Genomic DNA, 15,246 nt, shown 5'->3' on the forward strand with positions numbered 1-15,246 from the left:
TCACCAGTAAGTGATCTTGAAAGGTCTGCTGTGCGCCCAAAAGTGCCTGCTTGGCCGTTTCCCGGGCGCCCGCGAGAGGTCCGTTCCGCGCCGGCCGTGCTCCGGAACCGGGCTGCCTGAGGCCCGCGCGGCAACCATCCGGCCCGGCGGAGCGTCTTCCTCCGCAACCGGTACTCCCGGCCGCGCGGCGGGCGGACCGTACAGTCCCTGGAGTCGTGGCGGGCAGACCGTACCCCTCCGGGAAATTACGGGGAATGCGCACAAAAAGGTAACCTGCCCGACCCGGCCGTCCATGTCCTCCGCCCTACTAGAGTGGGCCGGAAACTCCGGACGGACCCGGGGGACAGCAAGCACCACGACCAGCAGGGAGCGCATGACGTGCGGCCGGTAGGCAGCAAGTACCTGCTCGAGGAGCCGCTGGGACGCGGCGCCACGGGCACCGTCTGGCGCGCCCGCCAGCGTGAGACCGCGGGTGCCGAGGCGGCCGTCGCCGGCCAGCCCGGCGAGACCGTGGCGATCAAGGTCCTCAAGGAGGAGCTCGCCAACGACGCGGACGTCGTGATGCGGTTCCTGCGCGAGCGCTCCGTCCTGCTGCGGCTGCGGCACGAGAACATCGTGCGCACCCGTGACCTGGTCGTGGAGGGCGATCTCCTCGCCCTCGTCATGGACCTGGTCGACGGCCCGGACCTGCACCGCTACCTCCGCGACAACGGCCCGCTCACCCCGGTCGCCGCCTCGCTGCTCACCGCGCAGATCGCGGACGCGCTCGCCGCCAGCCACGCCGACGGCGTCGTCCACCGCGACCTGAAGCCCGCCAACGTGCTGCTCGACGAGCGCAACGGCCAGATGCACCCCATGCTCACCGACTTCGGCATCGCCCGGCTCGCCGACTCCCCGGGGCTGACCCGCACCCACGAGTTCGTCGGGACGCCGGCCTATGTGGCGCCCGAGTCGGCCGAGGGCCGCCCGCAGACCTCCGCAGTCGACATCTACGGCGCCGGAATCCTGCTGTACGAGCTGGTCACCGGCCGTCCGCCGTTCGCCGGCGGCACCGCGCTGGAGGTCCTGCACCGGCACCTCAGCGAGGAGCCCCGCCGCCCCAGCACCGTCCCCGCCCCGCTGTGGACAGTGATAGAGCGCTGCCTGAGCAAGGACCCGGACCGCCGGCCCAGCGCCGAGAACCTCGCCCGCGCGCTGCGTACGGTCGCCGCCGGCATCGGTGTGCACGCGAACTCCGCGCAGATCGCGGCCGCCGACGGAGTGGGCGCCCTGCTCGCGCCCGACCCGGCGCCCACCGCCGTACCGGAGACACCGGGAGCGGCCGACCCGACGCAGGTGCTCCCGAGCAACGCCGGCTCGTACGACCCGAACGGCTACGACCCCAACGCGGCCACCAGCGTGCTGCAGCACAACGCCGGGCCGGGCGGACCTCACGCCGACCCGACCGCGGTCATGCCGCCCGTCCCGCCGCGCCCCGAGGGGGAACCGCAGCCCGACGGACCGCACCCGTGGCAGTCCCAGCTCCAGGCCGCCCGCGACCGCAACGAGCAGACGCAGGTCCAGTACCTCGACCCGAGCCAGGACCCGCTGCGCCGCCGGCCCCAGCGCCAGCAGCCGCAGCAACAGCAGCCGCGCCGCCAACAGCAGTATCAGCAGCAGCAACAGCAGCCGCAGTACCGCCAGCAGCCCCAGCAGTACCAACCCCAGCCTCAGCAGCAGCAGTACCAGCCTCAGCCGCAGCGCCAGCAGTACGCGCCGCCGCAACAGCCCCAGCAGCCCCAGCAGCCGGCCCAGCGCCCGCCCAGGGAGCCGAGGCAGCGCAGCTCCAACCCGATGAAGATCCCCGGCCTCGGCTGCCTGAAGGGCTGCCTGTTCACGCTGGTGCTCCTCTTCGTCGCGAGCTGGCTGATCTGGGAGCTGACCCCGCTGAAGGACTGGATCGGCCAGGGGCAGAGCTACTGGCACGCGATCACCGACGCCTTCGACACCGTCACCGGCTGGATCTCGAAGATCGGCGGCGACAGCGGCGGCAGCGGAAGCTGATGCGACACCCGGACACCGACCGGACTCTGTAGCGGACACCGACCGGACTCTGTAGCTATATCGACTTCTGCTGACCAATTCCGCGGCAATTCGCCCGCAGAAGCGAAGGTTGGCGCCATCCAGCGCACGCGACCCCCCGATCGCCGCGTAGCTTTGTCGACCGGGGGTTGTTGTGCGACGGTCCATCGCCAGCCGCTGAGGGAGCAGTCTTGGCACGGAATATCGGCAGCCGGTACACCGCCCACCAGATTCTGGGGCGCGGCAGCGCCGGCACGGTGTGGCTCGGTGACGGTCCCGAGGGGCCCGTCGCCATCAAGCTGCTGCGCGAGGACCTCGCGTCCGACCAGGAACTGGTGGGCCGCTTCGTCCAGGAGCGCACCGCTCTGCTCGGGCTCGACCATCCGCACGTCGTCGCCGTCCGCGACCTCGTGGTGGACGGCAACGACCTGGCCCTGGTGATGAACCTGGTCCGGGGTACGGATCTGCGCACCCGGCTCGACCGCGAGCGCCGGCTGGCCCCCGAGGCCGCCGTCGCGATCGTCACGGACGTCGCCGACGGCCTCGCCGCGGCGCACGCCGCCGGGGTGGTCCACCGCGACGTCAAGCCGGAGAACATCCTGCTCGACATGGAGGGCCCGCTCGGCCCCGGCAACTCCCACCCGGCGCTGCTCACCGACTTCGGTGTGGCCAAGCTGATCGACACCCCGCGCCGCACCAAGGCCACCAAGATCATCGGTACCCCGGACTATCTGGCCCCCGAGATCGTCGAGGGCCTCCCGCCGCGCGCCGCCGTCGACATCTACGCGCTGGCGACCGTGCTGTACGAGCTCCTCGCGGGCTTCACCCCCTTCGGCGGCGGCCACCCCGGCGCCGTGCTGCGCCGGCATGTCACCGAGACCGTCGTCCCGCTGCCCGGCATCCCCGAGGAGCTCTGGCAGCTGCTGGTCCAGTGCCTGGCCAAGGCCCCGGCCTCCCGGCTGCGCGCCTCCGAGCTGGCGACCCGGCTGCGCGAGCAGCTCCCGCACCTGGCCGGCATACCGCCGCTGGACGTGGACGAACCGGACGACGAGTCCGAGTCCGATCCCCACGGGCAGGCCTACGACGAGCAGCAGTACACCCCGGCCACCGAGGAGCCCCGCCGCCGCGGCGCGGTCCCGCTGGTCCCCGGCTCGTCGCCCGACTCCAACCGGGACACCCACACGAGCATGCGCGTCCCGGCCCCCGACGAACTCTCCGGCGGCCCCCGCGGCACCGCCCGCGCACCCCGCGCCCCGGGCAGGCCCCGCCCCGGCTCGGCCCGCAACAAGTCCGCCGCCATCCGCAAACGCCGCCTCACCCTGGGCGCCGCTGCCCTGGTCCTGGTCGCGGCCCTCGGCGTCGGCGGCTGGTTCGCCCTGAGCGACGGGGACGCGGGGCCCGCGTCCCCCCAGGACACGAAGAACTCGGCACCGGGGTCGCCGTAGCGCCGGAAGGCGGCACTTCCTGTGTCGGACGCCACAAGTGCTCCGGATCCGCCTCCGTCCGACGGGGTCCGGGAGGGGTGCGGCCGGCCCGGGCGCGATCGTGATCAAGCCGTCCGAGGAACGCCCGCGCCGACAGCCGTTACGCTGGACCCGTGGCAGTCGTCGATATTTCCGAAGAGCTGAAGTCCCTCTCCTCGACCATGGGGTCGATCGAGGCCGTCCTGGACCTGGATGCGCTGAGGGGGGACATCGCCGTGCTCGAGGAGCAGGCGGCCGCGCCGTCCCTCTGGGACGACCCGGAGGCGGCGCAGAAGATCACCAGCAAGCTTTCGCACCTCCAGGCCGAGGTCCGCAAGACCGAGGCCCTCCGCGGCCGGATCGACGACCTCGGGGTCATGTTCGAGCTCGCCGAGGACGAGGCCGACGCCGACGCGCTCGCCGAGGCCGAGGCCGAGCTGGTGTCCGTCCGCAAGGCGCTGGACGAGATGGAGGTCCGCACGCTCCTCTCCGGTGAGTACGACGCGCGCGAGGCCCTCGTCACCATCCGGGCCGAGGCCGGTGGCGTCGACGCCGCGGACTTCGCCGAGAAGCTCCAGCGCATGTACCTCCGCTGGGCCGAGCGGCACAACTACAAGACCGAGGTCTACGAGACGGCGTACGCCGAAGAGGCCGGCATCAAGTCGACCACCTTCGCCGTCGAGGTGCCGTACGCCTACGGCACGCTCTCCGTCGAGCAGGGCACGCACCGGCTCGTCCGGATCTCGCCGTTCGACAACCAGGGCCGCCGCCAGACGTCCTTCGCGGGCGTCGAGGTGCTGCCGGTGGTCGAGCAGACCGACCACATCGAGATCGACGAGTCCGAGCTGCGCGTCGACGTGTACCGCTCCTCGGGCCCCGGCGGCCAGGGCGTCAACACCACGGACTCCGCGGTGCGCCTGACCCACCTGGCGACCGGCATCGTCGTGTCCTGCCAGAACGAGCGTTCGCAGATCCAGAACAAGGCGTCCGCGATGAACGTCCTCCAGGCGAAGCTCCTCGAGCGCCGCCGCCAGGAGGAGCAGGCGAAGATGAACGCGCTCAAGGGCGACGGCGGCAACTCCTGGGGCAACCAGATGCGCTCGTACGTCCTGCACCCGTACCAGATGGTCAAGGACCTGCGTACGGACTTCGAGATGGGCAACCCCGAAGCGGTCTTCAACGGCGAGATCGACGGCTTCATCGAGGCCGGTATCCGCTGGCGCAAGCAGAGCGAGAAGTAGTCCCGCCGTACGGGACGCAGACCAGGAAGGGCGTGGGAGCCGCGGCTCCCACGCCCTTCCTCGTACCCGGGGGAACAGCTGCCCCGAAACTTGCCTCGGTGGATGGGGAGTTGGCGTGGCGAGTTGCGTGGACGGCGTGCTGAGTGCGTCACAGTCGTGGTGCTGAATGAAGCTCAACTCTGTCCAAACAGGGGCACATTGTGCAGAACGACCTTGACGTAGTCCTTAACTCTGGACAGGCTGCTAGGGCAGCATGCGTATGTCTGGGACGGGTGTGATCGGGGGCGGGCGGCATGGCCACGGCACAACGTGGGCCGACGCTCGGAGCAAACCCCGCTGAGCCATGCCCCGCATATGGCTGCTCCATTGACGAGAACAGCTACTGGGGGTAGCAGCATATGACGAAGAAGACGCGAGTCCGCGTCGCGCGGATAGCCGCGGGCGCGGTCATTGCCGCCGGCGCCTCGCTCACGGCCGCGGGTGCGGCGCAGGCCATCGGGATCGGTGTCGGAGTGGAGGCCGGCGGCAGCGGCGTCCAGATCGGCGTGCAGGCCGGTGAAGGCGACAACGCCGGACCGGCCGGCGGCGTCGACGCGGGCGCGGACGCCGGAGCCGACGCGGGTGCGGATGCCGGAGCCGACGCGGGTGCGGATGCCGGAGCCGACGCGGGCGCGGATGCCGGGGCCGACGCTGGTGCGGACGCGGGTGCCGACGCTGGTGCGGATGCCGGAGCTGACGCGGGTGCGGACGCGGGCGCGGATGCCGGGGCGGACGCCGGGGCCGACGCTGGTGCGGATGCCGGAGCTGACGCGGGCGCTGACGCGGGCGCTGACGCTGGTGCGGACGCCGGAGCTGACGCGGGCGCCGACGCGGGCGCCGACGCCGGAGCTGACGCTGGTGCCGACGCCGGAGCTGACGCTGGTGCGGACGCCGGGGCTGACGCGGGCGCTGACGCTGGTGCCGACGCCGGAACCGACGCTGGTGCCGACGCCGGAACCGACGCGGGCGCGAACGCCGGTGCCAATGCCGGCACCACCGCGGGTAGCTCGACCGCCGGTTCCACCGCGGGTAGCTCGACCGCCGGTTCCACCGACGGCGACACCGGCACCTGCACCGTCTCCCTCGACGGTGCCGAGTGCGTCGACTCCGACAACACCGACACCGACTCGGTCGGCAACCAGCCGGTCGAGCAGGGCAAGGGCAAGGACGAGCTCGCCGAGACCGGTGCCGCCGAGACCACGTTCCTGCTGGTCGGCGCCGCGACGATGATCGCCGGAGGCATCGGCTTCCGGATCCTCCCGCGCCTGGTGAACGGCCGCACCGCCGCCTGACGGGCAGCAGCGGTACGTACACGTACGCACACAGGGGCCCCGGACGCCGATCGGCATCCGGGGCCCCTGAGCGCGCAGGCGCGCGTACGGCGTACGAGGAGGGCCGGCTACACCGTCTGGTGCGCCAGCAGGGCCAGCGCGGCCAGCAGCACCACCATCAGGGCCACCAGCATCGCCGGGCTGAGCCCCGCGAAGGGCCCCTGCTCCTGTTCCTGCTGTTCCAGTCGCGCGCGGCTGGCCCGGCAGACGGGGCATCGCCCCTCGTTCACGGGCGCCGCGCAGTTCGCGCACACCAGTCGGTCATAGGTCATGCGCTTTCCTCCTCCCGCGCGGCGGAGCCGCACAAGCTGTCTCTCCGCACAACGCTCAGGGAAACGCAACCGTTCCCCCTACCACTGTGCCAGCTCGCGCCGATTTCGGCTCGGCCCGCCGGAAACGTCCCGGTCCGTGACCGTTCCGCAAGCGTCCGGGCCGCTGCCGTTTCACCGTAAAACACCCATCCCGGCACGCGCGCCTGCACGCGTGAGCCCGGTTCGCGTATGGTCACGCTCACCTACTCCCGGCCGACCGTGGTGCATCCGTGATCCGATTCGACAACGTCTCCAAGACCTACCCGAAGCAGAGCCGTCCCGCTCTACGGGATGTGTCTCTCGATATCGAGAAGGGCGAGTTCGTCTTCCTGGTGGGCTCCTCCGGCTCCGGCAAGTCCACCTTCATGCGTCTCATCCTCCGCGAGGAGCGCGCCAGCCAGGGCATGGTCCACGTCCTCGGCAAGGACCTCGCGCGCATGTCCAACTGGAAGGTGCCGCACATGCGCCGCCAGCTGGGCACGGTGTTCCAGGACTTCCGCCTCCTTCCCAACAAGACCGTCGCGGAGAACGTGGCGTTCGCCCAGGAAGTGATCGGCAAGCCTCGCGGCGAGATCCGCAAGGCGGTCCCGCAGGTCCTCGACCTCGTCGGTCTCGGCGGCAAGGAGGACCGGATGCCCGGCGAGCTCTCCGGTGGTGAGCAGCAGCGCGTGGCGATCGCGCGGGCCTTCGTCAACCGGCCCATGCTGCTGATCGCGGACGAGCCGACCGGCAACCTCGACCCGCAGACCTCGGTCGGGATCATGAAGCTGCTGGACCGGATCAACCGGACCGGGACCACCGTGATCATGGCGACCCACGACCAGAACATCGTCGACCAGATGCGCAAACGCGTCATCGAGCTCGAGCAGGGCCGTCTCGTACGCGACCAGGCGCGCGGCGTCTACGGCTACCAGCACTGAGCACCCAGCACTGAAAGGACGCCATGCGCGCCCAGTTCGTCCTGTCGGAGATCGGCGTCGGCCTCCGTCGCAACCTCACGATGACCTTCGCCGTCGTCGTCTCCGTCGCCCTCTCGCTCGCCCTGTTCGGTGGCGCGCTGCTCATGCGCGAGCAGGTCAGCACGATGAAGGACTACTGGTACGACAAGGTCAACGTCTCCATCTACCTCTGCGGCAAGGGCGACGCGGAGACGGTGGTCCAGTGCGCCAAGGGTGCGGTCACCGAGCCGCAGAAGAAGGAGATCCTGGCCGATCTCAAGAAGATGGACGTCGTCGACACGGTGATCTACGAGTCGTCGGACCAGGCGTACAAGCACTACCAGGAGGAGTTCGGCGACTCCCCGATGGCGGGCAACATCACGCCCGACCAGATGCCGGAGTCCTACCGCGTCAAGCTGCACGACCCCACGAAGTACAAGGTCGTCGCCACGGCCTTCGCCGGGCGTGACGGGGTGCAGTCGGTCCAGGACCAGAGAAGCATCCTGGACAACCTCTTCGGGCTAATGAACGGGATGAACGTCGCCGCGATCTTCGTGATGGCGCTGATGCTCGTCATCGCCCTGATGCTGATCGTGAACACGGTCAGGGTGTCCGCGTTCAGCAGAAGGCGCGAGACCGGCATCATGCGGCTCGTCGGCGCCTCCGGCTTCTACATCCAGATGCCGTTCATCATGGAGGCCGCGTTCGCCGGCCTCATCGGCGGCGTACTGGCCTGCGTGATGCTGCTGGCGGGGCGCTACTTCCTGATCGACGGCGGTCTCGCCCTCCAGGACAAGCTGAACCTGATCGACTTCATCGGCTGGGAGGCCGTTCTCACGAAGCTCCCGCTGGTGCTGGCGATCGGCCTGCTGATGCCCGCCGTTGCGGCTCTCTTCGCGCTGCGCAAGTACCTCAAGGTGTGACATGCGCCCCGTGGGGCGCGCGGCCAACGGGCCGTGCGCCGTCGGGGCGTTGTCCTAGACTCGGCGCCATGCCGGGCCCCGAGAACCGTTTCGGGCCCCGCGGCGTCCGCCGCGGGGCGGCCCTGACGTTGGTCTTCGCGAGTGTGCTCGCCACGGCCGCAGCCACCGGCTCGCTGCCGCGCGGGGAGGGCCGGAGCACCGAGATAGAGACCCGGTCCGTCGCCTCTGCCGCCGACCGCGACGCCGTGGCCGACGCGGCGGCCGAGGCCGTGGCCGACGGCAAGTCCGGTACGGAGGCGGCCGAGGAGGCCGTCAGCCGCAGCGGGGACCGTTGGGGCGCGGTCTACGACGAGCGGGAGTACCGGGAGTTCGAGCAGGCCCTCGACGGCTCGTACACGGGCGTAGGGCTCGCCGCCCGGCGTTCTGCGGACGGGCTGGTCACCGTCACCCGGGTCCAGCCGGGCAGCCCCGCCGCGCGGGCCGGGATCCGCGCCGGGGATCTGCTGCGCACGGTCGACGGCCGCCGGGTCGACCGGCGCCCGGTCTCCGACGTCGTGGCGCTGCTGCGTGGTGACCGCACCGGCGCGCCCGCCGGCACCACCGTGGTGCTGGGCGTCCAGCGGGGCTCCGTCATCCGGACCGAGACGCTGCGGCGGGCCCGCCTCGCCACCGAGGCCGTCTCCGTGCGGCGGCTCGGACCGTACCGTTCCGATTCCTCCGCAGCTGTACTGATCCAGGTCGACTCGTTCACCAGGGGGTCGGGCGCCGCGGTCCGCGACGCGGTCGTCGAGGCGCCCGCGGGCGCCGGGGTGCTGCTGGACCTGCGCGGCAACTCCGGCGGGCTGGTCACCGAGGCGGTCACCGCAGCCTCCGCGTTCCTGGACGGCGGCCTGGTGGCCACGTACGACGTGCACGGGGAGCAGCGCGCGCTGTACGCCGAGGCCGGGGGCGACACCGGGCGCCCCGTCGTCGTCCTGATCGACGGGGGCACCATGAGCGCGGCCGAGCTCCTCACCGGCGCACTGCAGGACCGGGGCCGGGCGGTCACCGTCGGTTCGCGGACCTTCGGCAAGGGATCGGTCCAGATGCCGAGCAGGCTCGCGGGCGGTTCCGTGGCCGAGCTGACCGTGGGGCACTACCGCACGCCGGCGGGCCGCAGCGTCGACGGACGCGGCATCACCCCCGACCTCGCGGTGAGCGCGCGGGCCCAGCAGCGGGCCGAGACGGTATTGAGTGGCCTCGGGGGTGGGTCGTAGTGCGAAAATGGCCGCACTATGGCTAAGGAAAAAGACACCGGGCGCAAGATGGTCGCGCAGAACAAGAAGGCGCGCCACGACTACACCATCCTCGACACCTACGAGTGCGGCCTCGCCCTCATGGGTACCGAGGTCAAATCGCTGCGCATGGGACGGGCCTCCCTGGTGGACGGCTTCGTGCAGATCGACGGCGGCGAGGCGTGGCTGCACAACGTCCACGTCCCGGAGTACGTCCAGGGGACCTGGACCAACCACTCCGCCAAGCGCAAGCGCAAGCTGCTGATGCACCGGGCCGAGATCGACAAGCTGGAGTCGAAGTCCCAGGAGACCGGGCACACGATCGTGCCGCTCGCCCTGTACTTCACGGGCGGCCGGGTCAAGGTCGAGATCGCGCTGGCGAAGGGCAAGAAGGAGTACGACAAGCGGCAGACGCTGCGCGAGAAGCAGGACACGAGGGAGACGAACCGGGCGATCTCGGCGGCCCGCCGCCGTCAGCGGAGCGCCTGAGCGGCCACGCGCGCACCGGCCGGCCGGTGCGGCAGGAATAGGCTGGCATCGTCGTGCGTTGGTCACGTACGATGGCACTGCACCCCACGGGGTGGAGCACCACCAAGCATCACCTGGCACCACCTTTGAAAAATCAACATGGGGATGATCGGTTTCGACAGCGGATGTCGAAGCAGGGGAAGCGAGTCGAGGAAGCGACAATGATCTCGTAAACCATATGTCGCAAACAATAATCGCCACTTCTAAGCGCGATTCCTCCGCCTTCGCCCTCGCTGCCTAATTAGCAGCTAAGCGAAGACTCTGCGGAGTGTCAGCCCGGGGTTGGTCCCGACCCGGATCCTGGCATCACTAAGGGATCTAAACTTCTAAGCCCGGTCACGGGGCTTGGAAGGAAATCAAACAGTGACTGGGCCTGTCGGAGGCTTGTTCGCGTGACCTCCGGGGCCGAGAAAAGCGCAGCGAACTGCACTCGGAGAAGCCCTGGTTCCGCACCGTTGGACGCGGGTTCGATTCCCGCCATCTCCACAATTCCCATGTGAACGAGGACCCCGCTGCCACCGGCAGCGGGGTCCTCGTTTTTTTGCTGCCCGACGCACAGCGGGCCGGCGGCGACCGGCACACCGCAGGCCTCGACCGGCGTGCGGGGGCGTGAGCCCCGGCGTGCGGGCACGTGCCGCGCTCCCGTCGCTCACCCGCCCGGGGCAGGCCCCGCACCACGGTTCGAAAACGGATGTATCTCTCATGATGTACAACACCTCACCGCGGGGTCGGAGCGTCGCCGGGGTGCGCTACATTCATGGCCCGGGTGCACTGTGGTAGGAGCGCGCGAACCAGGTGGGGGCCCGGTCCGACGACGCACAGACGGTCAGATGTGCGCACCGGATCCTGAGTGGGGGAAGTGCGTACATCAGTGGAAACTTGGCGTGAAGGTGCCCGTTCGGGACACACCCACGAGCCCAACGAAGTGACGATCCAGCTCGACGGACTGGGACGGCAGCTCTCCGAGCTGCTCCCGGAACCCGGCGTTCCGGAGGGCTCCGACGGTCCCGTCTTCGTCGACGAGAGCGGCCGCCGCAGCAAGACGCTCCGACGGCTCGGCTGGGTTCTGGCCGCGCTCTTCGTCGGCTACGCGGTGACGCTCGTCATCGCCCTGCTCGGAGGCAACTCCAGCGCTCCCTTCCTGCCGCTTTCCGGCCAGGAGGAGCACCAGAAGGCGGAAGAGGTACGGACGCCGGCCACGGAGGAAAGCCCCGGCGCCCAGGTCTCACCCGGCCCGACGGGCGTCGTCCAGACGCCGTCCGTCACCCCGCAGACCGGAGGGCACGCGGCCGTCCCCGGCGGCGCCACAGGGTCCGGCAGCTCCCAGGCGGCGCCTGCCGAGGACTCCGCCTCCGCCTCGGCCTCCGCCCCGCCGTCCGCGCCGGACACCGCCACCGGATCCAGCACCGGCAGCGGCACCCCGGCCGGCACGACGACCGCCTCCGCACCGGCCGCCGACGGCACCGGGAAGCCGAGCGCCGATCCGTCGCAGACGCCCCCGGGACGCGTGACCCCACCCGCCGGAACACCGGACCCTCCTGTGCACGAGCAAGAAGGCGCCAGCTAGATGACCAACCCCGCCCCGCGGGGCAGGAACCACCGTAAGAAGCAGACCCGGCGGCGCAGGCTCCCCATGCGCTACATGCTGCCGTTCCTGTTCCTCGTTGCCCTGCTCGCCATGTTGATGCTGCGCGGCTACGTGCACAGCGAAATCCTCGCCGACCACCGGATCCAGCCACCGGCGGCCACCGACCAGGTGCCCGAGCAGGTGCTGGAGGGCGGCCCGGTCATCGACGCGCGCAGCGCCACCGAGCCCGCCAAGACACTCCGGATACCCGACCACCGGATCGTGCTGACCTTCGACGACGGTCCCGACCCGGTGTGGACCCCGCGCGTGCTCGACAAGCTGAAGGAGTACGACGCGCACGGCGTCTTCTTCGTCACCGGCACCATGGCCTCGCGCTACCCCGCTCTTGTCGAGCGCATGGTCAAGGAGGGGCACGAGGTCGGGCTGCACACGTTCAACCACCCCGACCTCTCCTACCAGTCCACCGGCCGTATCGACTGGGAGCTGTCGCAGAACCAGCTGGCGCTCGCGGGCGCCGCCGGCATCCGTACGTCCCTGTTCCGGCCGCCCTACTCCTCGTTCGCCGACGCCATGGACGACAAGTCCTGGCCGGTCACCCAGTACATCGGCAGCCGCGGCTACCTCACCGTCGTCAACAACACCGACAGCGAGGACTGGAAGCGGCCCGGCGTCGGAGTCATCTCGAAGAACGCCACGCCGAAGCACGGCAAGGGCGCCATCGTCCTGATGCACGACTCGGGCGGGGACCGGTCCCAGACCGTGGCCGCCCTCGGCCACTTCCTGCCCAAGATGCAGGACCAGGGCTATGAGTTCACCAACCTCACCGACGCCCTCGGCGCCCCCAGCGCGCACACCCCGGTCACGGGATACGCCCTCTGGAAGGGCAAGGCGTTCGTCTACGCCGTCGAGGTCTCGGAACACATCACCGATGTGCTGGTCGTGGGTCTCGCCGTCATCGGGGTGCTGGTCCTGGCCCGTTTCGGCCTGATGCTGCTGCTGTCCTTCGCGCACGCCCGCCGGGTCCGCAGGAAGGACTTCAGCTGGGGCGAGCCGCTCACCCGCCCGGTGTCCGTGCTGGTGCCCGCGTACAACGAGAGCAAGTGCATCGCCAACACGGTCCGTTCGCTGGTGGCGAGCGACTACCCGCTCGAGGTCGTCGTCATCGACGACGGTTCCACGGACGGCACCGCGGATCTCGTCGACCGGATGCGGCTGCGCCACGTCCGGGTGGTGCGCCAGCGCAACGCGGGGAAGCCCGCCGCGCTCAACAACGGCATCGCGCACGCCCGCTACGACATCATCGTGATGATGGACGGCGACACGGTCTTCGAACCGTCCACCGTCCGCGAACTCGTCCAGCCCTTCGCCGACCCGCGGGTCGGGGCGGTCGCGGGCAACGCGAAGGTCGGCAACCGTGACTCGCTGATCGGCGCCTGGCAGCACATCGAGTACGTGATGGGCTTCAACCTCGACCGCCGGATGTACGACATGCTGCGCTGCATGCCCACCATCCCCGGCGCGGTCGGGGCGTTCCGCCGCGAGGCCCTGAAGCGGATCGGCGGCATGAGCGAGGACACCCTCGCCGAGGACACCGACGTCACGATGGCCCTGCACCGGGACGGCTGGCGGGTCGTGTACGCGGAGAACGCCCGCGCCTGGACGGAGGCGCCGGAGTCCGTGCAGCAGCTCTGGTCGCAGCGCTACCGGTGGTCGTACGGCACGATGCAGGCCATCTGGAAGCACCGCCGCGCGGTGATCGAGCGCGGCCCGTCCGGCCGCTTCGGACGCGTCGGGCTGCCGTTCGTCGCCCTGTTCATGGTCGTCGCCCCGCTGCTCGCCCCCCTCATCGACGTCTTCCTGCTGTACGGGCTCGTCTTCGGCCCCACCGAGCAGACGGTCGTCGCCTGGCTCGGTGTCCTCGCGGTGCAGGCCGTCTGCGCCGCGTACGCCTTCCGGCTCGACCGGGAACGCATGACCCATCTGCTCTCGCTGCCCCTCCAGCAGGTCCTCTACCGGCAGCTCATGTACGTGGTGCTGCTCCAGTCCTGGATCACCGCTCTCACCGGCGGCCGGCTCCGCTGGCAGAAGCTGCGGCGTACGGGCGTCGTGGAGGCGCCCGGTTCGATGCCCAGCCAGGGCCGGCGCAGCAATGACCGGAGGCCCGTCGCATGACCCACCCCTCGGCGCACCCGCAGCAGCCGCCGCTGGACACCGACACGATGCCGTTCCCGGTGCAGACACGGGGCGCGATGCGGCCGCCCGGCACCGGGGCGTGGGAGCCGCAGGCCCCCGCTCCCGAACCGTCCGCGCCGGAGCCCGAAGCCGCGCCGTCCGCGGCGACGCCATCGGGCCGGGACCGCTATCTCGACCTGCTGCGTGCGGTGGCGCTCGTCCGCGTCGTCGTCTTCCACCTCTTCGGGTGGGCCTGGCTGACCATCGTCTTCCCCTCCATGGGCGTCATGTTCGCCCTGGCCGGTTCACTGATGGCCCGGTCGCTGGCGAGGCCCGCGTGGAGCGTCGTCCGCGGCCGGCTGCGGCGGCTGCTCCCGCCGATGTGGGCGTTCCTCGCGGTCGTCGTGCCCGTGGTCTTCGCGCTCGGCTGGAAGCCGGTCCGGGACGAGGGCATCTGGTGGTTCCTCAAGCTGGGCTGCTACCTGCTCCCGGTCGGCACGCCCCCCTTCCCGTGGGAGAACGGCTCCGAGGGCGGCTTCCTGGAGACGTCCTGGGCCGAGCAGGCCATGGGACCGCTCTGGTACATCCGCGCCTACCTGTGGTTCGTGCTCGCCTCACCGCTTCTGCTGAAGGCCTTCCGCAGGCTCCCCTGGGTGACCCTGCTCGCCCCGATCGGTCTCACCGCCGTGATCGGCACCGGGCTGGTCACCGTGCCGGGCACCGCGGGCGAGGGCCTGGTCGACTTCGCCGTGTTCGGCTCCTGCTGGGTCCTCGGCTTCGCGCACCACGACGGGCTGCTGCGGACCGTTCCCCGCTACCTCACGGTCTCGCTGGCGGCCTTCCTCATGGCCTTCGCGCTCTGGTGGGCCTCCGGGCACCTCGGCGAGGAGGGGTGGAACCTCGACGAGATCCCCCTCGCCCAGGCCACCTGGTCGCTCGGCTTCTGCGTGATCCTCCTGCAGTACGCGCCCTCCTGGCGGCAGCTGCCGGGGCGGCTGGCCGGATGGGACAGCCTGGTCACGCTCGCCAACAACCGGGCCGTGACCATCTACCTCTGGCACAACCTGCTGCTGATGGCCGGATTCCTGCTCATCGACCAGCTGTGGAACGTGCCCTGGGTCGGCGACCACCTCGGCACCTACATCGACGCCGCGGACAACGCTCTGGCGCTGATCGTCGTCTGGCCGCTGATCGGGCTGATGATCCTCGCCGTCGGGTGGGTCGAGGACGTCGCCGCCAAGCGCCCCCCGAGACTCTGGCCCAACGGACAGGGGTCCAAAGCCGCCGCCGGGGGCCGCGCGACCCCCGTGTCCGGTGGTACGCGCCGGCGCTGAGCCGCCGTCTCACCGGGCCGCTTCCGGCCCGGTGAGAGCAAGG

At 70.7% G+C, this 15,246-nt stretch carries 12 protein-coding genes and 1 other RNA gene; 12 read left to right on the forward strand and 1 reads right to left on the reverse strand.

Annotated elements, in window-relative coordinates; all coding sequences use genetic code 11:
• The first annotated feature begins 378 nt into the window (after window positions 1–378).
• The 4 genes from ABTX18_RS34715 (at window position 379) to ABTX18_RS34730 (ending at window position 6,096) form a co-directional block, all read left to right on the forward strand.
• Complete coding sequence (locus tag ABTX18_RS34715; protein WP_352126785.1) at window positions 379–2,043, forward strand: serine/threonine-protein kinase; 1,665 nt, start codon at window positions 379–381, stop codon at window positions 2,041–2,043.
• Window positions 2,044–2,252: 209 nt separating this feature from the next.
• Window positions 2,253–3,506 carry a serine/threonine-protein kinase gene (locus ABTX18_RS34720; RefSeq protein WP_352126786.1) on the forward strand — a complete coding sequence of 418 codons (1,254 nt, stop codon included), beginning with the start codon at window positions 2,253–2,255 and terminating at the stop codon, window positions 3,504–3,506.
• A 152-nt stretch (window positions 3,507–3,658) separates the two neighbouring features.
• Window positions 3,659–4,765 (forward strand): peptide chain release factor 2, encoded by a 1,107-nt coding sequence (gene prfB / locus ABTX18_RS34725; RefSeq protein WP_352126787.1) that lies wholly within the window; start codon window positions 3,659–3,661, stop codon window positions 4,763–4,765.
• Between the two features lie 398 nt (window positions 4,766–5,163).
• On the forward strand, window positions 5,164–6,096 hold the full coding sequence (locus ABTX18_RS34730; RefSeq protein WP_352126788.1) for a hypothetical protein: 933 nt from the start codon (window positions 5,164–5,166) through the stop codon (window positions 6,094–6,096).
• A gap of 107 nt (window positions 6,097–6,203) precedes the next feature.
• Here the strand turns inward: ABTX18_RS34730 and ABTX18_RS34735 are convergent, their stop codons facing one another.
• Window positions 6,204–6,407: a hypothetical protein gene (locus tag ABTX18_RS34735; RefSeq protein WP_136330037.1), complete on the reverse strand. Its 204-nt coding sequence runs from the start codon at window positions 6,405–6,407 to the stop codon at window positions 6,204–6,206.
• Window positions 6,408–6,676: 269 nt separating this feature from the next.
• Between ABTX18_RS34735 and ftsE the strand changes: the two genes are divergently transcribed.
• The 8 genes from ftsE to ABTX18_RS34775 all read left to right on the forward strand — a co-directional run bounded on the left by ftsE (window position 6,677) and on the right by ABTX18_RS34775 (window position 15,203).
• Entirely contained in the window at window positions 6,677–7,366 is a 690-nt protein-coding gene (ftsE, locus tag ABTX18_RS34740) for a cell division ATP-binding protein FtsE (protein ID WP_024489199.1), read from the forward strand.
• A 23-nt stretch (window positions 7,367–7,389) separates the two neighbouring features.
• Window positions 7,390–8,307, forward strand: a complete 918-nt coding sequence (gene ftsX, locus ABTX18_RS34745) for a permease-like cell division protein FtsX (protein WP_352126789.1) — start codon at window positions 7,390–7,392, stop codon at window positions 8,305–8,307.
• A 68-nt stretch (window positions 8,308–8,375) separates the two neighbouring features.
• Window positions 8,376–9,563, forward strand: coding sequence for a S41 family peptidase (locus tag ABTX18_RS34750; RefSeq protein WP_352126790.1), 1,188 nt, complete (start codon window positions 8,376–8,378; stop codon window positions 9,561–9,563).
• An 18-nt stretch (window positions 9,564–9,581) separates the two neighbouring features.
• A complete protein-coding gene (gene smpB, locus ABTX18_RS34755; protein ID WP_352126791.1) occupies window positions 9,582–10,070 on the forward strand; it encodes an SsrA-binding protein SmpB in 489 nt (162 codons plus the stop codon).
• 140 nt (window positions 10,071–10,210) lie between these two features.
• Window positions 10,211–10,598: a transfer-messenger RNA gene (ssrA, locus tag ABTX18_RS34760) on the forward strand.
• 436 nt (window positions 10,599–11,034) lie between these two features.
• A complete protein-coding gene (locus ABTX18_RS34765) occupies window positions 11,035–11,676 on the forward strand; it encodes a hypothetical protein (RefSeq protein ID WP_352126792.1) in 642 nt (213 codons plus the stop codon).
• Entirely contained in the window at window positions 11,677–13,869 is a 2,193-nt protein-coding gene (locus ABTX18_RS34770) for a bifunctional polysaccharide deacetylase/glycosyltransferase family 2 protein (RefSeq protein WP_352126793.1), read from the forward strand. It abuts the gene before it with no gap.
• Complete coding sequence (locus ABTX18_RS34775) at window positions 13,866–15,203, forward strand: acyltransferase family protein (RefSeq protein ID WP_352126794.1); 1,338 nt, start codon at window positions 13,866–13,868, stop codon at window positions 15,201–15,203. The genes ABTX18_RS34770 and ABTX18_RS34775 overlap by 4 nt, the downstream gene beginning before the upstream one ends.
• Window positions 15,204–15,246 lie beyond the last annotated feature (43 nt).

The organism is Streptomyces sp. NPDC096323 (assembly GCF_040302845.1).
GTDB lineage: Bacteria > Actinomycetota > Actinomycetes > Streptomycetales > Streptomycetaceae > Streptomyces.